This is a genomic window from Acidovorax sp. LjRoot38 (genome assembly GCF_964252975.1).
In the GTDB taxonomy this organism is placed as follows: domain Bacteria; phylum Pseudomonadota; class Gammaproteobacteria; order Burkholderiales; family Burkholderiaceae_C; genus Acidovorax; species Acidovorax facilis.
On sequence record NZ_CAXUPT020000006.1, the window covers coordinates 69,354 to 93,568 of the forward strand.

Sequence of the window (24,215 nt, forward strand, 5' to 3'; positions counted from 1 at the left end):
ACAATGGCAGGTGCGCCGGGCACCCATGGCGGGCACCCGGGGCTAGGGCTTTCCAGCGCTGCTTAGGCCAGCAGGCCCAGCTCTTTCATGAAGGCCACCTGGCTGTCCAGGATCTTGGTGGCGAGGGCGTCGCCCTTGGTGGCGGTGCGCCACGCGGCCATGGCCTTGGGCCGTGCAGCGGCGATGTCGGCTGCGCTGAAGCGGATGATCTCGCAGCCCTTGGCCTGGTACTTGGCCAGCACGGTGGCATCGCTCACCAGAATGTGCTGGCGCAGTGCCGCCGAAATCTCGCGCGCGGCCACGGCCAGCGCGGCCTTGAACTCGGCGGGCAGCTTGTCGTGTGCTGCACGGTTGGCCACGTAGCTGGTGGCGGTGGTGGGCTGGTGAAAGCCCGGCACCACTACAAACTTGGCCACCTCTGCTAGGCCGGCTTCAAAGTTGGCCGTCAGGTCGCCCCGATCGGCCATGTCGATCACGCCCTTGTCCAGCGCCGAATACACCTCGCCCGTGGGCAGCGGCGTCACCGACACGCCCATGGCGCCCATCACGGCCGAGGCCAGGCCCACAAAGCGCCCCTTCTTGCCCGTGAGGTCGGCGATCTTGCGGATTGGCACCTTGGAGTGCAGCGGCTCCTGGCCGTACACGGTGGGGGCGATGTAGTGCAGGCCTGCGGGCGCATACGCCTGGCGCACCAGGTCAAGCCCGCCACGCTCGTAGAACCAGGCTTCGTATTCGTCGCTCTCGGCAAAGCCGAACGGAATGGTGCTGGTGAAGGCAAATGCGGGGATCTTGCCGGCTTCGTAGCCGTCGAAGGTTTTCATCAGCTCAAACGCGCCGCCGCGCACGGCATCAAACGCTTGCGCGGCGGGCACGATCTGGCCGGCCGCAAACAGGTTGATCTTGAAGCGGCCACCGGTCAACTCTGCCACGCGGGCCACAAAACGCTCTTCAAACTTTTGTGGCGTGGTGCCGCCATCCCACAGTGCCTGCATGCGCCAGGTGACGGTGGCCTGCGCGTGGCTGGCCAGGGGCGCCGCTGCGCCCACGGCAGCGGCTGCAGCCAGGGTGGATTTGAGGATGTTGCGTCGTTGGACGGCTTTGTCTGCCATGTCTTGTCTCCGGTTGGTTTGGAATGTGTGCACCCATCGCCGTGGGTTTGCTGCCTCGGCCCAATGCGCAGTGTGGGCTGCGGGCGAGTTCGAAAAGTATATGGACAATGCAGCCGGTGGTTGGATACAGTTTGGGCACAGATCACAAAACTGTACCCATCAATAAACGGGTACAGATCAGGAGACAGACCCATGCCCCACCCCGAAGAAGACGCATCGCCCGACAGCAAGGTCGAAGCGCTGGCGCGCCGCATTGCGCAGTCCATCGAACAAGGCACCGTGCTACCCGGCACCCGCCTGCGGTCCATCCGCGATGCAGCCGCCAAGGACGGTGTGGGACGCAACACGGTGGTGGAGGCCTACAACCGCCTGGCCGCGCGCGGCTATGTGGAAGCGCGGCCCGGCTCGGGCTATTACGTGCGCAAGCCCAGCAGCGTACATGCCCAGGCCCCTGCGCCGCATGTGACCGAAGCGGTGGACGTGGTGTCGCTGCTGCGTGAGCAACTGGAGCAGCACTACGAGGTGCGTGTGGGCGATGGCCGCCCGCCCGCGTCGTGGATGGAGGGGTCCGAGCTGGGCAGCTCGCTGCGCCGCGCGCGCTCGCAAGGGTTGACGGACATCGAGCATGGCTACGGCACTCCCTGGGGCTACCTGCCACTGCGCGAGACCATTGCGCGCATGCTGGGCGAGCGCACCATCCCCGTCAGCCCGCGCCAGGTGCTGCTGACCCAGGGCGCCAACCACGCGCTGGACCTCATCGTGCGGCACCTGCTGGACGCGGGCGATGAGGTGCTGGTGGATTCACCCGGCTACTACCCGCTGTTTGGCAAGCTCAAGCTCGCCAAGGTGGAGATGCTGGGCGTGCCTCGGCTGGCCGATGGCCCCGACCTGGATGCGCTGCAGGCGCTGCTGGAAAAGCACCGGCCCAAGGTGTTCTTCACGCAGTCGCTGGCGCACAACCCCACAGGCGGGTCGATCAGCCTGCCCAAGGCCCACCGCCTGTTGCAGATGGCTGCGGCCCACGGGTTTCTGGTGGTGGAGGATGACCCATTTGCCGACCTGCAGCCGCCCAACGCCCCGCGCCTGGCAGCGCTGGACCAGCTGGAGCGCGTGATCTACGTGAGCAGCTTTTCCAAAACGCTGTCGGCCGGTCTGCGCGTGGGCTACATCGCAGGGGCGGCGCACCGCATCAATGCGCTGTGTGACCTGAAGATGGTGACGGTGGTGTCCACGTCCGATTTTGTAGAGCGCGTGGTGCACCAGCTGATCTCTGCGGGCCAGTACCGGCGCCATCTGAGCCGTCTCAAGGCCCGGCTGGACAGTGCGTTGGGCCCTGCGCAAAAAGCATTGGCACGCCTGGGCCTCACCGTGCACCCCAGCCCCCCGGGCGGCTATTACCTGTGGGTGGAGTTGCCGCATGGCATCACCGAGCTGGGCCTGGCCCGCAGTGCGGCAGAGCGGGGCATTTTTCTGGCGCCGGGCGCCGTGTTCTTTCCGCAGCGGCAGGGCCAGCAGCAGCCTTTGCAGGCCATGCGGGTGAACGTGGCCTATGCCAACGACCCGCGGTTTTTGCGCTTTCTGCAGGGCGCGCTCAAGGCGGCGTCTTGAAGGCGCGCCGAACCCGGTTCACAAGTCCGTGCGCAGCTTCCAGATCTCGGGGAACAGCACCACGTCGAGCATCTTGCGCAAGTAACTCACCCCGCCCGTGCCACCCGTGCCGCGCTTGAAGCCGATCACGCGCTCCACCGTGGTCACGTGGCGGAATCGCCAGAGGCGGAAGGCGTCTTCCAGGTCGGTCAGCTCCTCGCCCAGCTGGTACAGGTCCCAGTGCTTCTCGGGGTTGCGGTACACGGTGAGCCAGGCCTGCTCCACCGCATCGTTTTCCACATAGGGCTGTGTCCAGTCGCGTTCGGTGTGGCTGGCGGGCACGGCCAGGCCGCGCCGGGCCAGCAGCCGCAGGGCCTCGTCGTACAGCGACGGTGCCTCGTACGCCGCCTGCACCAGGGCGAGCAGGTCGGCGCGGTGCTCGTGGGGCTTGAGCATGGCGCGGTTCTTGTTGCCCATCGAGAACTCGATGCAGCGGTACTGATAACTCTGGAAGCCGCTGGACTGGCCCAGGTACGGCCGCATGGCGCTGTACTCGGGCGGTGTCATGGTGGCCAGCACGTCCCAGGCGTGCACCAGCTGCTCCATGATCTTGCTGACCCGCGCCAGCATCTTGAACGCGGGCGGCAGCTCGTCGCGCGCAATGTGGCCGATGGCCGCCCGCAGCTCGTGCAGCATGAGCTTCATCCACAGCTCGCTGGTCTGGTGCTGCACGATGAACAGCATCTCGTCGTGTGCGGGCGACAGCGGCTTTTGCGCGGTGAGGATGGCGTCGAGCTGCAGGTAGTCGCCATAGCTCATGCTTTGGCTGAAGTCGAGCTGGGCGCGCTCTTCGTGCACGATGGATTCGGGCAGGGCGGCAGACGCCGGGTTGTTGCCGTCGGCAGGAGTTTGCGAGAAAGGGCACATGGTGGTTTGCCTTTCCGATCAAGTGACGGCGTGCGTCTGGTTGAACTCGGCCTTCTTCCACTCGCCACTCTCCAGCACCTGGCGCAAGTGCTCCACGGCATTCCACACATCCTCAAAGCCCAGGTACAGCGGCGTGAAGCCAAAGCGCAGGATGTCCTTGTGGCGGCCAGTGCCGCCGTCGCCCTTGCGGAAATCGCCGATCACACCGCGCGCAATCAGCGCCTGCACGATGGCGTAGGCGCCGCTACCCTGGCCGTTCACGCCCGCACCCTCGTCGCGCGTCAGGCACACCTGCGAGCCGCGCTTGGCATGGTCACGCGGCGTGGCCAGGCCCAGGCCGTGGCCAGCGCAGCGCTCTTCCACCAGCTGGATGAACAGGTCGGTCAGCGCCAGCGACTTGGCGCGCAGCGCGGCCATGCCGCCCAGGCTTTGCGCAGCGGTGAACACATCCAGCCCGCATTGCAGGGCCGACAAGCTGATGATGGGCTGCGTGCCACACAGGTAGCGCGTGATGCCCGGGGCGGGCTGGTAGTCGGGCGTGAAGGCAAACGGTGCGGCATGGCCCCACCAGCCGGACAGCGGCTGCCAGAAGCGGCTGGCATGGCGCGGGTGCACCCAGGCAAAGGCCGGTGCGCCGGGGCCGCCGTTCAAATATTTGTAGCCGCAGCCAATCGAGAAATCCGCGCCTGCACCGTTCAGATCGACCGGCACCGCGCCCGCGCTGTGCGCCAGGTCCCACACGCACAAGATGCCCTGGGCGTGCGCGGTAGCGGTGATGGCCGCCATGTCGTGCATGGCGCCGGTGCGGTAGTTCACGTGCGTGAGCATCAGCACGGCGACGTCGCTGGTCAGTGCTGCGGTGATCTCTTCGGGCTCTACCAGCACCAGCTCCAGGCCGCGCTCCTTGCACAGGCCTTCTGCAATGTAGAGGTCGGTGGGGAAGTTGCTGCGCTCGCTCACGATGCGCTTGCGCGCGGGGCTGTCTTCGCGCGCGATGTTGAGCGCCGCGCTCAGCACCTTGTAGAGGTTGATGGACGTGCTGTCGGTGCACACCACTTCATCCTGGCCCGCGCCGATCAGCGGGGCCAGCTGGTTGCCCAGGCGCTGGGGCAGGTCAAACCAGCTTGCTGTGTTCCACGATTTGATGAGGTCTGTGCCCCATTCGCGGGTGACCACATCGGCCACGCGCGCGGCGGCGGCCTTGGGGGCCACGCCCAGCGAGTTGCCGTCCAGGTAGATCACGCCCGGGGGCAGGGCGAAGTGGCCGCGCAGCGGCGCGAGGGGGTCTTGCGCGTCGAGCGCGCGGCAGTCTTGCAAGGTGGTGGTCATGGTGTTCAGAGTGGTTTGCTTCTGTTTTGATAGCTACTGGCGCTTGATGGACGAGCGGTAGAGGCCAAAAAAGCTTGAAATTTTCGGGCTACAGCGCCCGCAGCACGGCGCGCACGGGCGATGCGTCGGCCGTGGTCAGCTTGAGCGGTAGGGCAATGAGTTCGTAGTCGCCCTCGGGCACGGCGTCGAGCACCAGGTTTTCGAGCACGCGCAGGCCCCGGCGGCGGATGACCTGATGGCTGTCGAGCGTCTTGCTGTCGGCCGGGTCGATGCTGGCGGTGTCGATGCCCACCAGCAACACGCCCAGGTCGGCCAGGCGTTCGATGGTGCCGGGGGCATAGGCGGCCAGCTGGCCATCCCAGCGGTCCACAGGCATGTGTTCATAGGTGCGCACCAGCACGCGCTGCGGCAGGGTGCCGTTCACCGCGTGGGCAATGTGTTCCCAGTTGATCAGCGGGCCGCAGCCGATGGCGTGGATCACGCGGCAGGGGCCCAGGAACGCGTCGAGCGACACGTCACCAATGGTGGCGCCCTGTGCGTCATAGTGCAGCGGCGCATCGGCATGGGCGCCGACATGGGGCGACATGGTGATCGCGCTCACGTTGACCGGGCAGCCCGGGCCGATGGTGGCACACCACTGCTGGCTGTAGGCCGTGTCGCCGGGGAACACGGGGCTGCCCGCGTGCACGGGCGGCGAGATGTCCCAAAGCTGGCGGGCGGTGGGGGAGGAGGGCGTTGACATGGGACAAAGTTTGCATGTCCCGAAAAACCCGTGGTGTCGGTTATTTCCAACACCTGGTCGATTTTTTGTTGAAGCCTAAACTATTTTGATGCGGCAGTAGCCCGGCTGCTGGAGCGTGTCACCTCACAAGATGGCGCCTTCCGGGAGCGGCGCCAGCCCGTGCCGCGCACGCGCCTTGTGGCAGGCGTAGTCGCCCGCCGAGAACTCCCGGCAGGGCGCCGGGCGCAGTTCGTAGATGCTGCAGGCCACCTGCTGGCCCACCTGGCCGGTCAGCGCGGCGCAGCGGATGGGCACCTGCTCCGTGCCCCGCATGCGGCAGGTGCTGCCGTTCACATCCAGGGCCAGACCGTCGGGCACCGTGCCGCCCATTGCCTGCATCTCGTACACGGCAAAGTCCACGCGAAAGCTGGCGCAGCAGGCGCCGCAGCTCAGGCACGGGTGGGCGGAATCGGCGGTGGTGGTGGTGACGGACATGCAGGACGGGCAGTGGGCCTGTGGCGGGGCCGTCAGGCTTTGTGGGGGAGGGGAATGCTAACGAAAAAGCCCACACCTTTGCCATTCAAACCCACGCCGATCTGCACCTGCCCGCCCATGCGCAGCACTGCCTGCCGCACGATGGCCAGGCCCAGGCCCGAGCCGTTGGCGGCGTGGCCCAGGCCACGGTAGAAGCGCTCGAACACATGCGATTGCTCGGTGGCCGCGATGCCCGGCCCGTCGTCCTGCACCGACAGGTGCAGCGCCGTGCCCTCGCGCCACAGTGCCACCGCCACGTTGCCGCCGTTGGGCGTGTAGCGCACAGCGTTGTCGATGAGGTTGTGGGCGATGGATTCGAGCGCAGGCTGGTCGAGCCGCGCGGGCAAGGTGTCGGGCGCGTCCAGCGACAGCTCGATCTGCCGTGCCATCGCATCAGGCACGGCCTGGGCCAGCGCGCCGCGCAGCCACTGCGCCACGTCCAGGTCGCGCGGGGCGGGGCGCTGGGCGTCGTCCAGCGCGGCCAGGTCGAGCAGTTGCTGCGCCAGGTGCGAGGTGCGGGCGATGGCCTGCTCCAGGTGGGCCTGGGCTTGCATGCGTTCCTCTTCGATGGGCGAGCGGGCCATCACATGGGCCTGGGCGGTGATCACGGCCAGCGGCGTGCGGATCTCGTGCGCAGCGTCCTGCACAAAGGCGCGCTCGCGCTCCACCTTCTGGCGCAACTGGGCGAAGAGGTGGTCCAGTGACTGCTCCAGAGGCTTGAGTTCGCGGTGGCGGGCGCGGAAGCCAACGGGCTGCAGATCGTCCTTGTCCCTGCGGGCGATGAGGTTTGCCAACTGTTGCAGCGGGCGCAGGCCGTTGCGCACTGACAGCCACACGGGCAGCAGCACGAAGGGGGCGGCCAACAGGAGATAGGGCACCAGGTAGCGGCCGTTGTAGGCCAAGTAATCCGCATCCGTCCGCTTGTTATCGACAATGCGCAGTCTCCAGCGGGCGTTGTGGCCGACGTAGATCCGATAGGGCTTGCCCTGCACGACGGATTCGGAAAGGGCAGAGCCTTCTTGCAGAGCAGGCAGTGGGATGTCCAGCTCTTGAAGACCTGCGGGGGAATAGACCACCTGCCCTGTGGCGCTGTTGCGCAGCTCATGCATCGATGCGCCCGGCAGCAGGCCAATCTGGCGACGGCGGATGTTGGTCCAGTGGTTGGTGGCCGCTACGGCCGCAGCGGCCTGCGCCGGGTCCGTGATCGGGGTGAGCGACTCGAGCAGCGCGTCGCCGTACTTCAGCAGCCCCGGGTCGTTGGTGATGGCCTGCTTGTAGTTGAAGTAGTTGTAGCCCAGCAGCACAGCCCACACCAGCACAAACGCCACGGTGACGGACAACACGCTGCGTCGCACCAGCGTGGGCTCGGCCAGCCGACGCCATGTCGCGCGCAACTGGCGGGGCGTACGGCTGCCGGTGCTCGGGGGGAAGGCGGGGGTGCTCATGCTCATGCCTGCAACAGATAGCCCACGCCGCGCACCGTGCGGATCAGCTCCGCCCCGATCTTGCGCCGCAGGTTGGACACATGCACTTCGATGGCGCCAAAGTCCACGGGCTCGCCCAGCGGGTCCAGCCGCTGCGAGAGCAGGCTTTTGGACACCACCACGCCCGGCTCGCGCGCCAGCTCCAGCAGCAGCTGGAACTCGCGCGGTGACACATCCAGCACCGTGCCATTGCGCTGCACGGCATGGCGCCGCGGCTCGATCACCAGCTCGCCCAGCACCCAGCGCTCGCTGGCCTGGCGGGCGCTGCGGCGCAGCACGGCGCGGATGCGCGAGAGCAGTTCGGCCGTAGCAAAAGGCTTGACCACGAAATCATCGGCCCCGCCATCCAGCCCGGCCAGCCGGTCTTCCACGGCCGAGCGCGCGGTGATCACGATGATGGGCACCTGCTCGCCCTGCGCCCGCCAGCGTGCCAGCAGGCCGAAGCCGCTGCCGTCGGGCAGCGTCAGGTCCAGCAGCACGCAGTCGATGGTGGTGGCATCGACAGTGGCCGGGGCATCCACCGTGCGGCGCAGCCATTCGCTGGTCAGGCCCTCCACCTTCAGCGCGGACTGCAGCGCGCGGCCCAGGTCCAGATCGTCTTCGATAAGCAGAATGTGCATGGGGTGCGATTGTGGCGGGTGCGAAGCCTGCGGGGCGTTGTCTGAAGCGGTGTCTTTGGCTGGCGTTAAGGCTGTGGTTTGCACAATGTCAGCGGGCGCAGCCCAACGTGACTCGCGCACCGACGTTTGAGGGAGAAGAAGAATGAATGGAAGAAGCTGGGGAGGATGCTCTTGTGGGTGATGACAAATCGATGACGAATGTATCGGCCCCTTCAGGGCTGGTGCTGCGGCCGTTTCGCGGCCCGTCGGACTTCCCGGCCATGGCCGAGGTGGCCAATGCCAGCTTTGATGCCGACGGGGTGCTCGCACGCCGCGCGCCCGAAGACCTGGCACGCGACTACGCCGCCTTCACCAACTGTGATCCGTATCACGACGCAATCATGGCCGAGCTGGATGGCGAGCTGGTGGGCTATGGCCGGTGCTGGCGGTTTACCCAGGCCGACGGGTTGACGCTGCACGCGCAAATCGGTTTTGTGCCCGGGCATTGGCGCGGGCGCGGCATTGGCCGTGTGCTGCAAGGTTGGATTGAGCGGCGGCACCACACCGTGGCAGCGCAGCAGCCGGGCGGCCCGCACGTGCACCATGCCTATGTGCAGCAAGGCGAGGAAGCGCGCGCGAAGCTGCTGCAGGCCAGAGGCTATGCGCCGATGCGGTACTTCTTCGAAATGCTGAATACCGAACTGCATGCTGCGCCGGACTTTCCCCTGCCGCAAGGGCTGGAACTGCGGCCCGTTTTTCCAGAGCACTACCGCGCCATCTGGGACGCTCACCACACTGCGTTTGAAGACCACTGGGGCATGGCACCGCCGTTGCCTCGTGACTACGACACTTGGTTGGAGAGCTGGGTTTTCCAGCCCGCGCGCTGGCAGGTGGCGTGGGACGGCAATGAGGTCGCAGGCCAGGTCCGCACGTATATCAACGAGGATGAGAACCGCCATCTGTCACGGCGCCGGGGCTACACCGAGTTCATCAGCGTGGGGCGCAAGTGGCGCAGACGCGGTCTTGCAAGGGCATTGATCGCCCGCAGCCTCCGCCTGTTGGCCGACGAAGGGATGGCCGAGTCGGCGCTGGCGGTGGACGGTGAGAACCTGACGGGCGCTAATCGTGTGTATGCGGACTGCGGATTTCAGGTGGTCAAGCGCAACACGATTTACCGCAAGCCGCTGGAGGTGCCCAAGCTGTAGTCGCGGCGTGCGTTGGCTCCGGAATCACCTGTCGCGTGGATGCTGCAGTTCAGCGACACCCAGGGGCACAGGCATAGGTCTTAGGCTGCGCTTAAGCCTTGCCCTCGGACAATCTGGCGCAGAGAGGGCATCTATGAAGCAAACAATAAACAACAGCCATCGCATTGCCATCTGGGCGACGTGCTTGGCCTCTGCGGCAGGGAGTTCGTCATGGGCGCAGGGTACGCCGGAGGGAACGGGCGGCGCTACGCCATCGCTTGATGGCGTCACGGTCACGGCACGCAGGTCGTTGGAGCAGCGTTTTTTTGCAGCCGGGTCGCTGGTGGTGGTGGACCGCAGCGACATCGAGCAAATGGGCGCGTTCTCGGTGGCCGATGTTCTGCGCCAGCTGCCAGGCGTGCAGGTGACGCCAAGTGCTGACGGCAGCGTGGAGATCCGCATGCGTGGCATGGAGCGCGGTGCCACGCAGTTGCTCATCGATGGCCAGCGCGTGGGCGGCAAGCGCACGCAGCTGCCCATTGACCAGCTGCCGCCCGAGCTGATCGAACGCATCGAGGTGGTGCGCGCGCCAAGCGCAGAGTTCTCGGGCGCCACGGGTGGCACGCTCAACATCGTGTTGCGCCAGGCCACCGTGAAGCGTGAAACCACGCTGCGCCTGACCGACAACCACGTGTGGGGCCGCAATGCGGGGCAGGCGTTTTTCTCGCGCACCGGCCCCTTGGGGCCAACTTCCACGGGCGCCGACGCGCCTCGCGAAGCGGAGGCCAGCCAGCCCTGGTCGTACTTCGTCGCTGCGTCTGCAACAGGCCTGCTTCTGGGTTCAGACACGCACCGCAGCACGCAGCGTGACGGGGCTGACGTGGCGCAGTCCGACACCAGCGCCCGCTACAAGCGCACCGACTACGCGCTGGTGCCGCGCATCAGCGGGAAGCTGGGGGCGGCAGACCAGGTGACGCTGCGGGCAACCCTCAGCAAGGCTGACTTTGGCGGCACAGCCGACAGCGTGGGCAGTGGCGATGGCACATATGCCCTGAACTCGCAGGAGTCGCACCAGTACGACCGTCGCTATCTGCAAGCAGCCGCCGACTGGACACACCGCTTTGCTGCCAGCAAGCTCGAAACCACGCTGACCGCCAGCCGGGCCAGCGACACCGTGGACCGCAGAGGAGATCTGTTGCGCAACATTGGCGCGGGCGGTGCAGTGGTCACCGACAGCTACAGCTTTGTGGACGACCGGCGCGAGGATGTCTGGAGCCTCAGCAGCAAGCTCACCGGCACGGCCGATGCACTGCTGTGGAGTGCCGGGGCGCAATTTGAAGACCGCAAACTCTTCGTCAGCACCACCGCGAGCGGCGCCCTGCCGGTGAACTCGGGCCTGGACGCTGGCATCCGCCGGTGGGTGGTCTGGGGGCAGAACGAATGGGAGCTGCCGGCCAGCACCACGCTCACGCTGGGCCTGCGCGGCGAGCGTGTGGAGCTGAACGGGGGAAGCTCGGCAGTGGCGGGCAGCAAGCAGTGGAACATCCTCCAGCCATCGCTGCACACCCGCACGCCGTTGTCCGACGACCTGCAGTGGCGTGTGAACCTCGCCCGCGTCACCCAGCTGCCGCGCGTGTGGGACTTGGTGGACCGGGTCATCCCCAGTCAGGGCAGCAACAGCCTGGGCAACCCCGACACCATCGGCAACCCCAACCTGCGCCCGCAGGTAGCCTGGACGCTGGACACCGGCTTCGAGCGGCGCCTGACCAACGGCCACGCAGGCCTGAACCTGTTTGTGCGGCAGATGAGCGATGTGCTGGCGCCCACGCTGCAATTGAACGGATCGCGATGGGTAGAGCAACGTGCGAACGTGGGCGACGCGATGGTTTGGGGCCTGGAAGCGGATGCCCGCACGGGGCTCGCTTGGCTGGGCCTGGGACGCGACTGGACGCTGTCGGCCAACGCGAGCCTGCTGCAATCGCGCATGACCAGCGGGCCCAATGAAGGGCGGCGCATCCCCGGGCAGGCACGCTACGTGGCCACGCTGACCGCTGCCAAACCCATGCCGCGCACCGGCGGCTGGTATGGCGGCGCCACGTTGACCATGACCGGGCGTGCCGACCAGGACATCAACTCCACACTCACCGGCCAAAACCGCGCGAACGCCATGCTGGACTTCTACGTGGGGCAGCTGGTACGCGGACTGGGATATTGGCGGCTGGGCGTGTACAACGTGGGCGACGCGCACTTCCGCCGAGATCGCGTGGATGCTTCGGGCGCGGTGCCTGTGGTCAGCCGCAGCAGCATGCAGTGGACGCCGCGTGCGTACCTGACTGTAGGGACGCAGTTTTGAACTCGCTGCGCAACGGTGGTGTAGCGTCCGTCAGCGCTCTCAGTCAGCCGAGTGAGCGAGAAAGGTCAGCATGAAAACAGGAACGAGGTTTGCAGCAGTTTCTAGCCAACTCTCTGTACTTGTGGTCACAGCGTCGCTGTGCTGTGCCATGGTGGCCGACGCAGTCGCCGCACCGTTTGGCTCTGCAAAGCAGGTTGATCAAGGCGCTGCCACGGCAGAACCGGTTTTCACGCGGGCCCGCTTGGTGTCCGTTCAGCTGGATCGGGACGGCCGACTGCTGGTGCGTTTGAAGCTGCTGCCGCGCTCCAAGATTCCGTTCACCACGCAGACTTTCACGGTGCGCGACAGGGAGCTTCTGGCTGACATTCCCGAGGGGGCGTGGGTCAAGTTCACGGCCCGAAATATCGATGGTGAAAATACGCTGACCAGCATTCACGCAGTGCCGGAATGCAAGCGCTTTCAGTCCTGCGACTGATGTAGCGCTGTCACGCCCGACCCTGGTGTCCGGTACAGCGCGTTACTTTGTCTCCGGGCCGTAGAGCCGCCCTTCGGTCAGCGCCTCCAGCGCATGGCTCAGGTTCGTGCGCGCCTGGGCTTCGTGCCGTTGGTAAAGCAGTTCCGTGCCGTAAATGCGCGGCCGGTCAAGAAACCCCTGCAGCACCGCGCTGCGCCCCGCTACATAACGCGGCCAGCGCACAAAAAAGTATTCGCGCCGCACATTGCGTTCGAACTGGCGGTACACCCCGTCGCTCTGGCCGAGGATGGACAGGTCGATATCGACCACCCACTGCGCATCGCCTGTGAGTGGGCCGGGGGAGTGGCGGGTGTCGAGGATGTGCTGGTGCACGGTTTGCGCCAGCGTGGCGGGTAGGCCCTGGCCCAGGATGAAGCGGCTTGCCCAGTCGGCGCTGCGCTCTTCGTTGTGTTTGCTCCACGGCCAGTAAATGGCATCGTGATACCACAGGGCCAGCGCAACAGCGTGGGGGTTGTCGAGTGCGGCGGGTTGCTGATCCTGCACCGCGTGCCAATGCCGCAGGCAGGCCCAGAGGTGGGTGGTGTCGTGGTAGGCGCGCGGCCAGCGCGCCCAACTGAGCACAAGCCGTCGCCCCTCTTTACGCCACGCCGGTGTATCCCGGCCGAGTGCTTGGCCCAGCGATGCCCAGTATGCCAGCAGTTCGGCGCTGTGGGCGGGCTGGCGACGCCAAGGCATGGAGAGCCAAAAAATCAGGCTATGCGGCCGAGCAGAAGGTACTCCATGAGTGCCTTCTGCACGTGCATCCTGTTTTCTGCCTCATCCCACACCACGGATTGCGGCCCGTCGATCACATCCGCCTCCACTTCTTCACCCCGGTGCGCAGGCAGGCAGTGCATGAACAGCGCATCAGGCTTGGCGGCGGCCATCATCTCGGCGTCTACGCACCAGTCGGCAAACGCCTTTTTGCGCTCTTCGTTCTCTGCCTCGTAGCCCATGCTGGTCCACACGTCGGTGGTGACCAGGTCGGCGCCTTGGCAGGCTTCGAGCGGGTTGCTAAAAAATTGATAGCTGCTTGCGCTTGTCCCACCTGCGCCAGCGGCCAATTTCTCATCAATTTCGTAGCCACGGGGTGTGCTCACATGCACCTTGAAGCCCAGCAGCGCAGCCGCCTGCAGCCAGGTATTGGCCATGTTGTTGCCGTCGCCCACCCAGGCCACCGTCTTGCCCTGGATGGAGCCGCGGTGCTCGATGTAGGTGAAGATGTCCGCCAGGATCTGGCAGGGGTGGTATTCGTTCGTCAGACCATTGATGACCGGCACGCGGGAGTTGGCGGCAAAACGCTCGATCTTGGCCTGCTCGTAGGTCCGGATCATCACCAGGTCCACCATGCGGCTGATGACCTTGGCGCTGTCTTCAATCGGCTCGGCGCGGCCCAGCTGGCTGTCGCCGGTGGTCAGGTGCACCACGCTGCCGCCGAGCTGGTACATGCCGGCCTCGAAGCTCACGCGAGTGCGTGTGCTGGCCTTCTCGAAGATCATGGCCAGCGTGCGGTCTACCAGAGGGTGGTGCTTCTCGTAGGCCTTGAACTTCTTCTTGATGAGCGCGGCACGCTCGAACAGGTAGGTGTATTCGTCGGCGGTGAGGTCGTTGAACTGCAGGTAATGTTTCATGGGCTTGTGTCTCGGTGCCGGCCGATTACTCGGCCAGGATAGCTTTGACCAGCGGGGTCAGTTTGGCGACGATTTCGTCGGCCTCGGCGGTGGTCAGGATCAGCGGGGGAACCAAACGGATCACGCTGTCGGCCGTCACCGACAAGAGCAGGCCGGCTTCGGCAGCGCGGCCAATCAGTGCGCCGCAGGGCTTGTTCAGTTCAATGCCCAGCATCAGGCCCTGGCCGCGAATTTCCTTCACGCCGGGCAGGCTGCCCAGTTCGCGCTGCAGCGCTGCCCGCAGGTGGTCGCCCACCGTGGCCGCATTTTGCAGCAGGCCTTCTTCTTCCATGATGCGGATGGTCTCGACCCCTGCGCGCATGGCCAGGGGGTTGCCACCAAAGGTGGTGCCGTGGTTGCCGGGCTGCAGTACGTTGGCGGCCTTGGGGCCAGCCACCACCGCGCCAATCGGCACGCCCGAGCCCAGGCCCTTGGCCAAGGGCATCACGTCGGGCACGATGCCTGCCCATTGGTGCGCAAACCACTTGCCAGTGCGGCCCACGCCACACTGCACTTCGTCAATCATCATGAGCCAGCCGCGCTCGTCGCACAGCTTTCGCAGCTGCTGCAGATATTCCACGCGCATCGAATTGATGCCACCTTCGCCCTGGATGGTTTCAAAGAACACGGCCACCACATTGGGGTTGCCTTCGGTAGCCTTTTTGATGGCCTCGATGTCGTTCATGGGCACGCGGATGAAACCTTCGACCAGCGGGCCAAAGCCGCTGTGGATCTTGGGGTTGCCCGTGGCCGACATGGTGGCAATCGACCGACCGTGGAAGGCCTTCTCGTACACCACGATCTCGGGCTTGGCGATGCCTTTGTCCACGCCGAACTTGCGCGCGATCTTGAGCGCGGCTTCGTTGGCTTCCAGGCCCGAGTTGCAGAAGAACACGTTCTGCATGCCCGACAGCTCCACCAGCTTGGCGGCCAGTTGCTCTTGCAGCGGCACGTGGTAGTAGTTGGAGGTGTGGATCAGCTTGGTGATCTGGTCCTGCAGCGCGGGCACCAGCTTGGCGTGGTTGTGCCCCAGCGTGTTCACGGCGATGCCACCCAGACCATCGAGGTATTCCTTGCCGTTCACGTCCCAGACTCGGCAGCCTTGCCCACGGGCCAGCGCAATAGGTACGCGGCCATAGGTGTTCATCACGTGGGGCGAAGCTGCCGGGGTGGTAGCGGTCATGCAGAAATCTCCAGACGGTGCGGTGATGGGTTGGCTTGTGGCCTGTATGAAACCCGAAAAAGCGAAGCACGATTCTAGGGGGAGCCCGGTGCATGGCTGTTGAAGATTGCGCATCACTGCAATGCGGGCACTACCTGAGTTTTGGTCCCTATGTGCAGCCCGACGCAGGGTTTAGGGAGCCAGCTCTTATATAAGAGTTAGAATGTCGCGCTGCGGTGCAGCATGCAGTGATCCTGTGTCTGGCGCGCTCACTACCACTCCAATCCCCGATGGTTTCCCCCTCCTCCAAAGAAGTCTTCATTCAGGGCATCACCCACGATGGGAAAACCTTTCGGCCCAGCGACTGGGCCGAGCGGCTGGCCGGGGTGATGAGCAGTTTCCGCCCCGGCGGAGCGCGCCCTGGCAGCCATCTGAGCTACTCGCCCTGGTGCATTCCCACCACGCTCAATGGCGTGAAATGTGTGGTGGTGCACCGCGACCTGCAGGGCCACGAGCCCATGGCCTGGGACTTTGTCATCAATTTCGCGCGCGACAACAATCTGCAGGTGGCTGAAGCCTGCCTGCTGCCTGATCCCCCGTCCTCCAAGCTCTGAGCCGGCTTGTGGCCTGACCGCTTGCGGGCCAGGGGGGTCTTTTTCGGCCTGTGCGCTGGCTCTCTCACGGATTTCAGCATGGGCTGCCCCAAAGCAGGGTCCTCACACGTCCGGCCCTTTGGCTCGGTGCTTGCTTCCCGCCCAGAAACGAAAAAACCGCCCGAAGGCGGTTTAATTCGTTTTTCTTTTGCTGGCAGCGCACCCGTTACAAACGGCGAACGGTACATGCCGTTCGGGCTGTTTGCCTGCCGGGGCAGGCGGAGGGGTTGGTTTAGGCGGCTGCCAGTGCCAGGGCTTTCACCTTGGCAGACAGACGGCTCTTGTCGCGAGCAGCCTTGTTCTTGTGGAAGATGCCCTTGTCAGCCACGGTGTCCACCACGGCTTGCATCTTGGCGAACAGTTCGGTCGCCTTGGTCTTGTCGCCAGCCAGAACAGCCTTTTCGACGTTCTTGACAGCGGTACGGTATTTGGAGCGCAGCGAGGTATTCGCAGCGTTGAGCTTGATGTCCTGACGGACGCGCTTGCGGCCCGACGCCAGGCGCGGGTTCTTTTTCTTGGGTTTAGCGGATGCCATGATTTAGTTCCTTGGGTCTGTGGATGATGCCAGCAAAGCCCGCGATTATAGCCCAAGGCTGTTTGTTCATCGCCATGGTGTTCAAAACCGGCGTAGCGCCATCGCTAGCGTACCCCTGGAACCGGCTCTGCCAGACCACAGGGTGCGTCTCTCTCTGGGGGAAGGTGCGAAGCGGCTCAGGGGGAATACACTCCCGCCCGTGTCACTGTTCAAAGCCGCCTCCACCGTTTCCCTTTTGACCCTTGCCTCCCGCATCACCGGGCTGGTGCGAGAGCTTCTCATGGCTTCCGTCTTTGGGGTTAGTGCCATGACGGACGCCTTCAATGTGGCATTTCGTATCCCCAATCTGTTCCGGCGGGTGCTGGGCGAGGGCGCCTTCAGCCAGGCTTTTGTCCCGGTGCTGTCCGCCACCCGTGCCCAGGAGGGCGAAGAGAGTGCCCGCGCGCTGATCGACCATGTGGGCACCTTGCTGGCATGGACGCTGGTGCTGCTGTGTATTGCTGGCGTGCTGGGCGCCCCCTGGATGGTGTGGGGCATGGCCAGCGGGCTCAAGCAGTCGCCCCAGGGCTTTGACGCCGCCGTCACCATGACGCGCTGGATGTTCCCCTACATCGGCTTCATGTCGCTGGTGGCGCTGGCGGGGGGCATTCTCAACACCTGGAAGAAGTTTGCAGTGCCGGCGGCGTCGCCGGTGCTGCTCAACATCGCACTGATCCTGTCCATCACGGTGGGCGCACCCTGGTTTTCCCGCCATGGCATCGAGCCCATCTACGCCCAGGCGGCGGGGGTGATGCTGGGTGGCTTGCTGCAACTGGCCATCCAGGTGCCTGCGCTGGTGCGCCTGGGGTTGCTGCCGCGCATTGGGGTGCGCTGGGCGGCCATTCGTGCCGCCTGGTCCGACCCCACCACGCGCAAAGTGGCACGGCTGATGCTGCCCGCGCTGCTGGGGGTGAGCGTGGCGCAGATATCCCTGCTGATCAATACGCAGATTGCCTCGCACCTGCCCACAGGCAGCGTGAGCTGGATCACCTACGCAGACCGCCTGATGGAGCTGCCGACCGCGCTGCTGGGCGTGGCGCTGGGCGTGGTACTGATGCCGCAGCTGGCCAGCGCCCGCGCCAAGCAGGACGACGACCAGTACTCGGCCATGCTCGACTGGGGGCTGCGCCTGGTGGTGCTGTTGTCCGTGCCCTGCATGGTGGCCTTGCTGGTCTTTTCAGAGCCGCTGGTGGCGGTGCTGTACCACTATGGGGCCTTTGGCGACCAGGACGTGCGCCAAACCACCCTGGCCCTCACGGGTTATGGCGTGGGCCTGGTGGGCATTGTGGCCATCAAGGTGCTGGCGCCGGGCTTCTATGCCAAACATGACATGCGCACCCCCATGCTCATTGCGGTGGCGGTGCTGGTGCTGACCCAGTTGATGAACCTGGTGCTGGTGCGTTATCTGCAGCATGCGGCCCTGACGTTGACCATCGGCATTGGTGCACTCATCAATGCCGGTTGGCTGTTGATCGGTCTGCTGCGGCGCGGCAGCTACCGGCCCCTGCCGGGGTGGGGCAAGTTCGCCCTGCAGGTGATCGCTGCGAGCGCCTTGCTGGCCGTGCTGCTGGTATGGGGTGCGCAGCATTTCGACTGGGTGGAAATGAGGGGGCAAACCCTGCAGCGGATAGGGTTGCTGGCGGCGCTCATGGCTGCTGCTGCCGTGCTGTACTTTGGCGCGCTGTGGGCAGCCGGGCTCAAGCTGCGCCAGCTGTTGCGGCGCTGATTTCACCGAAGGCCACAAATGCCCTGTCAAGAAGGGCTTTCTGTCGCTTGACGCCGCCCGCCCCGGCACTTACAACACCACCATGTCACTGAGCTATTCCGTACCCACCTCGCTGGAGTACTTTGCATCGCTGGTGCAAAGCGATGATCACTTCCCGCTGCTGGAGGCAGCGGCCAGCCTGGCGCAGGACGAATACCCTGAGCTCGACATGCAGCAACTGCTGGGCGATATGGACCAGTTGCTTGCGCGCATCAAGCGCCGCCTGCCTGCCGATGCCCCTGCGCTGCAGCGCCTGCGTACGCTCAACCAGTTTTTCTTTGTCGACCTGGGCTTTGGCGGCAACATCAATAACTACTACGACCCCGAAAACAGCTATCTCAACGCCGTGCTGCGAACGCGCCGGGGCATCCCCATCAGCCTGGCCGTGTTGTGGATGGAGCTGGCCCAGGGCCTGGGCCTGCATGCGCGGGGCATTGCATTCCCCGGGCACTTCATGGTCAAGGTGCTGCTGCCCAAAGGACAGGTGGTGCTGGACCCGATCTCGGGCCAGTCGCTCAGCCGCGAAGAGCTTGCCGAACGGCTGGAGCCTTACAAGCGCCGCAACGGCCTGGTGGACGACTACGACGTGCCGCTGGGCCTGTACCTGCAGGCGGCCACACCGCGCGACATCATTGCGCGCATGCTGCGCAATCTGAAAGAGGTGCACCGCACGCAGCACGACTGGCAGCGCTTGATCACCGTGCTCGACCGGCTCATCGTGCTGCTGCCTGACGCCTGGGGCGAGCGGCGCGATCGGGGGCTGGCCCATGCCGAGCGGGGCAACACCCTCGAAGCGATGGCCGATCTGGAAGCCTACCTGGCCCACGCCGAAGACGGGCTCGACATCGACCTGATCGCTGACCGGCTGAGCGCGCTGCGCAACGCCAACGGCTGACGCTCAGAACGGCGCGCTGCCTTCTGGCAGTGCCGCCTGCAAGTGCGCCACCTGCCGACGCAGCTCGGTGTTCTCTGCCGTCAGTTCTGCCACGCGGGCCCGCAGGGCCTGCAGTTTATCGGCGCCCGCTTCAGCGCCCGGGCTGGCGTCCTTGGCCGCAGGGCTTTCGTCCGATGGCGCTTCTTCGCGTGGCTTGCGCTTGTTGAGTTCGCGCACCCGCTTGGCGGCCTGCTTGAGTTCGTCCTTGCCTGCCACCACCGCCGCCACTTGCTCTTCGGCCGGAAGGGTGGCCACAGCCGCTGCCGCATTGATGGAGATGGTGCCGGACTTCACGGCCGCCACCAGTTCCGGTGCGGCCTGCTTCTGGATTTTTTCGATCATCACCACCTGGCTGCTGCTCAGGCGCGCGGCCTTGGCAATGGCTTCGCGGCTGTCCAGGGGCGAGGGTGCGGGCAGGGCGGCCGCAGCTTCGGGGGTGTCAGGGGTGGTGGTGGCCGCTTCGGTGTCTGTGGACGTCGTTGCGCGGGCCTTGCGGTCGACCATGATCTCGCGCTTGCGCAGTGCCAGTACGCCGCGCTGGAAATCCGATACGCTGCGGCGTCCCAGGTGCTGGTCGATCATCCACAGGTGCACGTCTTCCATCGACTGAAAGCGCGGGTTTTGCACGGTCTGGAACGGCAGGCCATGTTTCTGGCAGATGCCATAGCGGTTGTGGCCGTCCACCAGCACATCGCCCCACAGCACCAGCGCGTCGCGGCAGCCTTCGGCCAGGATGCTGCGCTCCAGCGCCTCGTGCTCGTCGGGGGTCAGGGGTTCGATATAGGCTTTGAGTTCTTCGTTGACGACGATGTTCATGGCAGGGCAGGCAATCGGGAGCGGGGAAGGGGCGCGATTGTAGAGGCCCCGACAAGAGTCCTGGGCCAGGGCGCCGCCCTGGGCGCTACGGGTCTCGCGTGCCCCGCAGCGCCAGCCAGCCCGCTACCGCTGTAAAGGCCGCCACCACGGCCACGATGATCCAGAAGCCATGCCCGTTGTCGGCCAGCGGCACGCCGCCCACGTTCATACCGAACAGGCCGGCCAGGATGTTGATGGGCAGGGCCAGCACGGTCACCACCGTCAGCACAAAGAGGCTGCGGCTGTTGGCTTCCTGCACGCTGGCTGCGATCTCTTCCTGCAGCAGCTTGATGCGCTCTTGCAGTCCCTGCATGTCGCGCAACACCACCGAGAACTCTTCCGTGGAGTCGCGCAGCTCCTGCGCATCGTCCGAGCCCATCCACGCCGGGGGATGCTGCAGCAGGCGGAACAATGCAGCAGGTTCGGGCGCCAGCAGCCGCTGCAGCCGCACCAGCAGCCGCCGCAGCACACCCAGGCGTGCGCGTTTGTGGTCCAGGCGCCCGGCCAGCAGCGCGTCTTCCACGTCGTCGATGCGCTGCGTCACGCCGCGCACGATGTCCACCAGACCCGAGGCCTGCGTGCGCATCAGCTCGGCCAGCAGGGCCACGCTGGAGCAGGGCGCATTGCCGCTGCGCACGGCGGTGCGCAGTGCGTCCACCGACCGCAACGGGCGTGTGCGCCCAGTCACCATCAGGTGCGGCGCTACGCTGGTCCACAGGGTGGCGATATCCGAGGGCTCGAACGCAAAGTCAAAGTGCGCGTCGTTGAGCACCGCAATCAGGGTGTCGTCGTCGCGCTCGATGCGGGTGGACACAGAACGGTCCTTGAGCGCGTCAAAAAAGGCTTCGGGCAGATCGGCATGCCGCTCCATCCAGCGCACGGCCTGCGCGTGGCTGAGGTTGAAATGCAGCCACAGGAACTGCCCTTGCGGTGCGGCTCCTGATGGAATGCTTGCCAGCCACTGCGCCGCCTGCACGGTATCGACCTCGCGCGGCGCGATGTTTGCGGCGAGCAAGTAGCCGCAGATGAGCCCGGCGGCATCACCCCCATAGTTCAGGCTGTTGCCTGCAGGCGCTGCGTTGGGGCGGTGGGGGGCGAGGGTAGCGGAGGGCACGGGCCTGCATCCTGGCCGCTGCACATGACATGGCCGTGACAGATCACACCCGTGTCACGGTCCTGTCACTTGGCGGTACCACCATGGCGCCATCTTTTTTTGCACCGCCGGACGGCACCATGTTCCACAGCAACACCCTTGACACCCAGGAGCTGATGCAGCGCATCGCCAACGACCTCATCGACAGCTACGACGAAGAGCTGGAGCTGGAGATCGAGGACCGCAATGTGGACGACATCGGCGCGCCGCAGCCCACCGATCGCCTGGCGCGCCAGCAGTATTTCAAGGATCTGTTCCAGTTGCAGGGTGAACTCGTCAAGCTGCAGGACTGGGTGCAGCACAGCCGCCAGAAGGTGGTGATCTTGTTCGAGGGGCGCGATGCAGCCGGCAAGGGCGGCGTGATCAAGCGCATCACCCAGCGCCTGAACCCGCGCGTGGCCCGTGTGGCCGCGCTGCCCGCACCGAATGACCGCGAGCGCACCCAGTGGTACTTTCAGCGCTATGTGGCGCACCTGCCTGCGGCCGGCGAGATGGTGCTGTTTGACCGCAGCTGGTACAACCGTGCGGGCGTCGAGCGGGTGATGGGCTTTTGCAGCGACGACGAATACGAAGAGTTCTTCCGCACCGTGCCTGAGTTTGAAAAGATGCTCGTGCGCTCGGGCATCACACTCGTCAAATACTGGTTCTCCATCACCGACGAAGAGCAGCATCTGCGCTTTCTGGGTCGCATCCACGACCCGCTCAAGCAGTGGAAGCTCAGCCCCATGGACCTGGAAAGCCGCGTGCGCTGGGAGGCCTACACCAAGGCCAAAGAGACGATGCTGGAGCGTACCCACATCCCTGAGGCGCCTTGGTGGGTCGTGCAGGCGGTGGACAAGAAAAAGGCCCGCCTCAATTGCATCGCCCACCTGCTGTCGCAACTGCCCTACCAGGACGTGCCCCACCCGACCGTGGTGCTGCCCGAGCGGGTGCGCAACCCTGAATACCTGCGCCAGCCGGTGCCCGCGAGCATGTACGTGCCCGAGGTGTATTGAAGAATTGCTATTAAATTTATAGCTATCTGCGCTTGTCTATCAAGCGCTAGCGGCCAAAATCAGCGCGCCAACTCCTCTCGCACGGCCGCGACTTGCCGGCGGGAGACCGCCAGCAATTCGGTGGACCCCTGCAGCCGCACCGCCCAGCCTTCGCCCTCTTCGGGGTCGTAGTGTTTCTCCAGTGCGCGTACTGCGCGGCGGGCCACCAGCGCATTGCGGTGGATGCGCAGGAAGCGCGGGGCGAACTTGGTTTCTATCTCGCTGAGCGAGCCGTCCATGATGTAGCTGCGGGTGGTGGTGCGCACGGTCACGTACTTCTGCTCGGCCTTGAAGTACAGCACCTCGGCCAGGGGCAGGCGTTCGGTGCGGCCCCGGTCCTGGATCAGCAGGGTTTCGCCTTCGGGCAGGCTGGGCGCCTGGGCGGGTGCGGAAGGGCGTGCGCTGCGCTGCGCCTTGGCCAGTGCCTGCTGCAAGCGTTCGCGGCGCACGGGCTTGGTCAGGTAGTCGGTGGCGTCCAGCTCGAACGCGCTCACGGCGTGGTCGGCGTGGGCCGTCACAAACACCACCGCCGGGGGCTGGGGCAGGGTCTGCAGTGTGTGGGCCAGGGCCAGGCCGTCCTGGCCGGGCATGTGGATGTCGAGCAGCACCAGGTCAAAACCCCGTCCGCCCGTGGGGCCCAGCAGTGCCATGGTTTCGCTCGCGTTGGAGGCCTCGGCCACCGTCATGCGCTGAGCGGGCTGGGCCTGGGCGCAATCGGCCAACAGGGTCCGCAGGCGGCTGCGCGCAAGGGCTTCATCGTCAACGATCAGGATGTTCATGGTCTCTCAAGGGGCTGTTGTTGTCGTTGGGGCTGTCCACCATGCGGCGCTGCAACGGCGCCGCGCGGCTGCCATGGCGGTTGCCGGGGTTGCCAGAACTGCGGCGCGCGGGCGGTGCTGTGCTGCGCCCACCCCGGGGGCGGGGCTGGGGGTCGGGGGCGGGCAGGGTAATGCGCACCTGGTAGAGGCCGTCCTGCACGCCAGCGGTGAACTCGCCCTGCACATCGTGCAGCAGCGCCAGCCGCGCACGCACATTGGCCAGCGCAATGCCGTGGCCCCGGGGCGCGGTGTCTTCGCCATTGCCATGGCCGTTCTTGCCTTCCTTGGGGGGAAGGGTGTTGGTGATGCGCACCACCACACGGCTGCCGCGCAGCTCGGTCAGCACGCGGAGCTTGCCACCCCGGTCGCTGGGCTCCACGCCGTGTTTGACGGCGTTTTCCACCAGAGGCTGCAGCAGCAGCGGGGGCAGGCGGGCGCCGTCGGTGCGGGGGTCCAGGTTCCACTGCACCTGCAGGCGTTTGCCAAAGCGCACCTCTTCGATGCCCAGGTAGCGGCGCGCGAGCGTGATTTCTTCGGCCAGCGTGGTCGATTCACCCTGCTCGATGAGGGCGACCCGAAACAGGTCGGACAGGTCTTCCAGCAGCGATTCGGCCTTGGCCGGTTCTTCGCGCACCAGCGCGATGGCGCTGTTGAGCGTGTTGAACAGAAAATGGGGGCGGATGCGTGACTGCAGCTCCGTCAGGCGCGCCGTGGTGGCCGCGGGCGTGCGGCCCCGCGCGCGCAGCACCAGCGCTGCCACCAGCATGGCGGCCAGCAGCGCGCCCGTGGCGGCGCTGGCCAGCCAGGGGGCCGAGGTGGGCTGCGCCACCAGCGCCAGCATGCCGCATGCATAGGCCCCGGCCAGGGCACCCAGCAGCACGCCCGCCAGGTATTGCTGCACGGTGGTCAGTCGCTGCAGCACGGTCTTGAGGCTGCAGGCCGTGACCAGCCACAGCAGCGTGGCGGGCAGCGCACCACCCGTCAGCAGTGCCAGGGTGGCCAGCCATTCCACAGGGTTGCCCGCCCCATACATCGCGCCCACGCCCACCACCAGCTCCACGAACAGCACGGCCCGCAGCACCACGCCCACCTGGCAGGCGTCAAACACCAGGGCCCGCCCGCGCGGCGGCTGCCCGCCCGGCCCGGCGCCAGCGGCCGCCCGCACGCTGCGCGCAGACCTTTCTGGCGGGCCAGAATCGGGCAGCGGGGGCTGGGTCGATAAAATTTGCGTGTTTTGCATTGCGGCGCCCGGGTTG

The 24,215-nt window shown here is 65.8% G+C and carries 23 protein-coding genes; 8 read left to right on the plus strand and 15 right to left on the minus strand.

Annotated elements, in window-relative coordinates; all coding sequences use genetic code 11:
* Positions 1–62 precede the first annotated feature (62 nt).
* The gene (gene dctP, locus ACSQ22_RS12715) at positions 63–1,109 is read right to left on the minus strand and encodes a TRAP transporter substrate-binding protein DctP (RefSeq protein ID WP_176888715.1); all 1,047 of its coding nucleotides are present in this window, start codon (positions 1,107–1,109) and stop codon (positions 63–65) included.
* Positions 1,110–1,301: 192 nt separating this feature from the next.
* Here dctP and ACSQ22_RS12720 point away from each other — a divergent pair, with 192 nt between their 5' ends.
* A complete protein-coding gene (locus ACSQ22_RS12720) occupies positions 1,302–2,717 on the plus strand; it encodes a PLP-dependent aminotransferase family protein (protein ID WP_436130511.1) in 1,416 nt (471 codons plus the stop codon).
* An 18-nt stretch (positions 2,718–2,735) separates the two neighbouring features.
* Here the strand turns inward: ACSQ22_RS12720 and kynA are convergent, their stop codons facing one another.
* From kynA to ACSQ22_RS12750, 6 genes are all read right to left on the minus strand, one after another.
* Positions 2,736–3,623: a tryptophan 2,3-dioxygenase gene (gene kynA, locus ACSQ22_RS12725; protein ID WP_436130512.1), complete on the minus strand. Its 888-nt coding sequence runs from the start codon at positions 3,621–3,623 to the stop codon at positions 2,736–2,738.
* An 18-nt stretch (positions 3,624–3,641) separates the two neighbouring features.
* Positions 3,642–4,952 (minus strand): kynureninase, encoded by a 1,311-nt coding sequence (gene kynU, locus ACSQ22_RS12730; RefSeq protein WP_436130513.1) that lies wholly within the window; start codon positions 4,950–4,952, stop codon positions 3,642–3,644.
* An 88-nt stretch (positions 4,953–5,040) separates the two neighbouring features.
* Positions 5,041–5,694, minus strand: coding sequence for an arylformamidase (kynB, locus tag ACSQ22_RS12735; RefSeq protein ID WP_436130514.1), 654 nt, complete (start codon positions 5,692–5,694; stop codon positions 5,041–5,043).
* A gap of 123 nt (positions 5,695–5,817) precedes the next feature.
* Positions 5,818–6,168: a YkgJ family cysteine cluster protein gene (locus tag ACSQ22_RS12740; RefSeq protein WP_436130515.1), complete on the minus strand. Its 351-nt coding sequence runs from the start codon at positions 6,166–6,168 to the stop codon at positions 5,818–5,820.
* A gap of 32 nt (positions 6,169–6,200) precedes the next feature.
* The gene (locus ACSQ22_RS12745; RefSeq protein ID WP_436130516.1) at positions 6,201–7,652 is read right to left on the minus strand and encodes a sensor histidine kinase; all 1,452 of its coding nucleotides are present in this window, start codon (positions 7,650–7,652) and stop codon (positions 6,201–6,203) included.
* Between the two features lie 2 nt (positions 7,653–7,654).
* On the minus strand, positions 7,655–8,311 hold the full coding sequence (locus tag ACSQ22_RS12750; protein WP_436130517.1) for a response regulator transcription factor: 657 nt from the start codon (positions 8,309–8,311) through the stop codon (positions 7,655–7,657).
* 191 nt (positions 8,312–8,502) lie between these two features.
* Here ACSQ22_RS12750 and ACSQ22_RS12755 point away from each other — a divergent pair, with 191 nt between their 5' ends.
* The 3 genes from ACSQ22_RS12755 to ACSQ22_RS12765 all read left to right on the plus strand — a co-directional run bounded on the left by ACSQ22_RS12755 (position 8,503) and on the right by ACSQ22_RS12765 (position 12,302).
* On the plus strand, positions 8,503–9,495 hold the full coding sequence (locus ACSQ22_RS12755; protein ID WP_436130518.1) for an N-acetyltransferase family protein: 993 nt from the start codon (positions 8,503–8,505) through the stop codon (positions 9,493–9,495).
* Between the two features lie 133 nt (positions 9,496–9,628).
* The gene (locus ACSQ22_RS12760) at positions 9,629–11,827 is read left to right on the plus strand and encodes a TonB-dependent receptor plug domain-containing protein (protein ID WP_436130519.1); all 2,199 of its coding nucleotides are present in this window, start codon (positions 9,629–9,631) and stop codon (positions 11,825–11,827) included.
* Between the two features lie 70 nt (positions 11,828–11,897).
* On the plus strand, positions 11,898–12,302 hold the full coding sequence (locus ACSQ22_RS12765) for a hypothetical protein (protein WP_436130520.1): 405 nt from the start codon (positions 11,898–11,900) through the stop codon (positions 12,300–12,302).
* Positions 12,303–12,344: 42 nt separating this feature from the next.
* Here ACSQ22_RS12765 and ACSQ22_RS12770 read toward each other — a convergent pair whose 3' ends face one another.
* Genes ACSQ22_RS12770 through ACSQ22_RS12780 form a run of 3 tightly spaced genes read right to left on the minus strand, consistent with a single transcriptional unit; the run spans position 12,345 to position 15,194 of the window.
* Complete coding sequence (locus ACSQ22_RS12770; protein WP_436130521.1) at positions 12,345–13,037, minus strand: HD domain-containing protein; 693 nt, start codon at positions 13,035–13,037, stop codon at positions 12,345–12,347.
* 14 nt (positions 13,038–13,051) lie between these two features.
* Entirely contained in the window at positions 13,052–13,972 is a 921-nt protein-coding gene (gene argF, locus ACSQ22_RS12775) for an ornithine carbamoyltransferase (protein ID WP_121507236.1), read from the minus strand.
* Positions 13,973–13,997: 25 nt separating this feature from the next.
* Positions 13,998–15,194: an aspartate aminotransferase family protein gene (locus ACSQ22_RS12780; RefSeq protein ID WP_436130522.1), complete on the minus strand. Its 1,197-nt coding sequence runs from the start codon at positions 15,192–15,194 to the stop codon at positions 13,998–14,000.
* A 269-nt stretch (positions 15,195–15,463) separates the two neighbouring features.
* Here ACSQ22_RS12780 and ACSQ22_RS12785 point away from each other — a divergent pair, with 269 nt between their 5' ends.
* Complete coding sequence (locus tag ACSQ22_RS12785) at positions 15,464–15,787, plus strand: DUF3579 domain-containing protein (protein ID WP_121507234.1); 324 nt, start codon at positions 15,464–15,466, stop codon at positions 15,785–15,787.
* Between the two features lie 271 nt (positions 15,788–16,058).
* Here ACSQ22_RS12785 and rpsT read toward each other — a convergent pair whose 3' ends face one another.
* The gene (rpsT, locus tag ACSQ22_RS12790) at positions 16,059–16,361 is read right to left on the minus strand and encodes a 30S ribosomal protein S20 (RefSeq protein ID WP_008905691.1); all 303 of its coding nucleotides are present in this window, start codon (positions 16,359–16,361) and stop codon (positions 16,059–16,061) included.
* 199 nt (positions 16,362–16,560) lie between these two features.
* Between rpsT and murJ the strand changes: the two genes are divergently transcribed.
* On the plus strand, positions 16,561–18,126 hold the full coding sequence (gene murJ, locus ACSQ22_RS12795; RefSeq protein WP_121419265.1) for a murein biosynthesis integral membrane protein MurJ: 1,566 nt from the start codon (positions 16,561–16,563) through the stop codon (positions 18,124–18,126).
* An 82-nt stretch (positions 18,127–18,208) separates the two neighbouring features.
* The gene (locus ACSQ22_RS12800; protein ID WP_121422607.1) at positions 18,209–19,060 is read left to right on the plus strand and encodes a SirB1 family protein; all 852 of its coding nucleotides are present in this window, start codon (positions 18,209–18,211) and stop codon (positions 19,058–19,060) included.
* A gap of 3 nt (positions 19,061–19,063) precedes the next feature.
* On the opposite strand, the gene ACSQ22_RS12805 is transcribed toward ACSQ22_RS12800, so the two are convergent.
* On the minus strand, positions 19,064–19,915 hold the full coding sequence (locus ACSQ22_RS12805) for a plasmid replication/partition related protein (RefSeq protein WP_436130523.1): 852 nt from the start codon (positions 19,913–19,915) through the stop codon (positions 19,064–19,066).
* A gap of 85 nt (positions 19,916–20,000) precedes the next feature.
* Complete coding sequence (locus ACSQ22_RS12810; protein ID WP_436130524.1) at positions 20,001–21,068, minus strand: transporter; 1,068 nt, start codon at positions 21,066–21,068, stop codon at positions 20,001–20,003.
* A gap of 119 nt (positions 21,069–21,187) precedes the next feature.
* On the opposite strand from ACSQ22_RS12810, the gene ppk2 reads away from it, so the two are divergent.
* The gene (gene ppk2, locus ACSQ22_RS12815; protein ID WP_218299068.1) at positions 21,188–22,102 is read left to right on the plus strand and encodes a polyphosphate kinase 2; all 915 of its coding nucleotides are present in this window, start codon (positions 21,188–21,190) and stop codon (positions 22,100–22,102) included.
* Between the two features lie 59 nt (positions 22,103–22,161).
* Here the strand turns inward: ppk2 and ACSQ22_RS12820 are convergent, their stop codons facing one another.
* Complete coding sequence (locus ACSQ22_RS12820) at positions 22,162–22,920, minus strand: LytR/AlgR family response regulator transcription factor (RefSeq protein ID WP_055394454.1); 759 nt, start codon at positions 22,918–22,920, stop codon at positions 22,162–22,164.
* On the minus strand, positions 22,901–24,199 hold the full coding sequence (locus ACSQ22_RS12825) for a sensor histidine kinase (protein WP_176888730.1): 1,299 nt from the start codon (positions 24,197–24,199) through the stop codon (positions 22,901–22,903). The genes ACSQ22_RS12820 and ACSQ22_RS12825 overlap by 20 nt, the downstream gene beginning before the upstream one ends.
* Positions 24,200–24,215: the final 16 nt, after the last annotated feature.

Excerpts from the sequence above, each read along its gene's own strand:
- argF (WP_121507236.1), bottom strand. The coding sequence starts at position 13,972 with ATGAAACATTACCTGCAGTTCAACGACCTCACCGCCGACGAATACACC.
- ACSQ22_RS12785 (WP_121507234.1), top strand. The coding sequence starts at position 15,464 with ATGGTTTCCCCCTCCTCCAAAGAAGTCTTCATTCAGGGCATCACCCAC.
- ACSQ22_RS12800 (WP_121422607.1), top strand. The coding sequence starts at position 18,209 with ATGTCACTGAGCTATTCCGTACCCACCTCGCTGGAGTACTTTGCATCG.
- ACSQ22_RS12825 (WP_176888730.1), bottom strand. The coding sequence starts at position 24,199 with ATGCAAAACACGCAAATTTTATCGACCCAGCCCCCGCTGCCCGATTCT.
- kynB (WP_436130514.1), bottom strand. The coding sequence starts at position 5,694 with ATGTCAACGCCCTCCTCCCCCACCGCCCGCCAGCTTTGGGACATCTCG.
- ACSQ22_RS12820 (WP_055394454.1), bottom strand. The coding sequence starts at position 22,920 with ATGAACATCCTGATCGTTGACGATGAAGCCCTTGCGCGCAGCCGCCTG.
- ACSQ22_RS12745 (WP_436130516.1), bottom strand. The coding sequence starts at position 7,652 with ATGAGCACCCCCGCCTTCCCCCCGAGCACCGGCAGCCGTACGCCCCGC.
- ACSQ22_RS12740 (WP_436130515.1), bottom strand. The coding sequence starts at position 6,168 with ATGTCCGTCACCACCACCACCGCCGATTCCGCCCACCCGTGCCTGAGC.
- ACSQ22_RS12755 (WP_436130518.1), top strand. The coding sequence starts at position 8,503 with ATGACGAATGTATCGGCCCCTTCAGGGCTGGTGCTGCGGCCGTTTCGC.
- ACSQ22_RS12720 (WP_436130511.1), top strand. The coding sequence starts at position 1,302 with ATGCCCCACCCCGAAGAAGACGCATCGCCCGACAGCAAGGTCGAAGCG.
- dctP (WP_176888715.1), bottom strand. The coding sequence starts at position 1,109 with ATGGCAGACAAAGCCGTCCAACGACGCAACATCCTCAAATCCACCCTG.
- ppk2 (WP_218299068.1), top strand. The coding sequence starts at position 21,188 with ATGTTCCACAGCAACACCCTTGACACCCAGGAGCTGATGCAGCGCATC.
- ACSQ22_RS12765 (WP_436130520.1), top strand. The coding sequence starts at position 11,898 with ATGAAAACAGGAACGAGGTTTGCAGCAGTTTCTAGCCAACTCTCTGTA.
- ACSQ22_RS12805 (WP_436130523.1), bottom strand. The coding sequence starts at position 19,915 with ATGAACATCGTCGTCAACGAAGAACTCAAAGCCTATATCGAACCCCTG.
- ACSQ22_RS12750 (WP_436130517.1), bottom strand. The coding sequence starts at position 8,311 with ATGCACATTCTGCTTATCGAAGACGATCTGGACCTGGGCCGCGCGCTG.
- kynA (WP_436130512.1), bottom strand. The coding sequence starts at position 3,623 with ATGTGCCCTTTCTCGCAAACTCCTGCCGACGGCAACAACCCGGCGTCT.
- ACSQ22_RS12780 (WP_436130522.1), bottom strand. The coding sequence starts at position 15,194 with ATGACCGCTACCACCCCGGCAGCTTCGCCCCACGTGATGAACACCTAT.
- ACSQ22_RS12760 (WP_436130519.1), top strand. The coding sequence starts at position 9,629 with ATGAAGCAAACAATAAACAACAGCCATCGCATTGCCATCTGGGCGACG.
- kynU (WP_436130513.1), bottom strand. The coding sequence starts at position 4,952 with ATGACCACCACCTTGCAAGACTGCCGCGCGCTCGACGCGCAAGACCCC.
- ACSQ22_RS12770 (WP_436130521.1), bottom strand. The coding sequence starts at position 13,037 with ATGCCTTGGCGTCGCCAGCCCGCCCACAGCGCCGAACTGCTGGCATAC.
- rpsT (WP_008905691.1), bottom strand. The coding sequence starts at position 16,361 with ATGGCATCCGCTAAACCCAAGAAAAAGAACCCGCGCCTGGCGTCGGGC.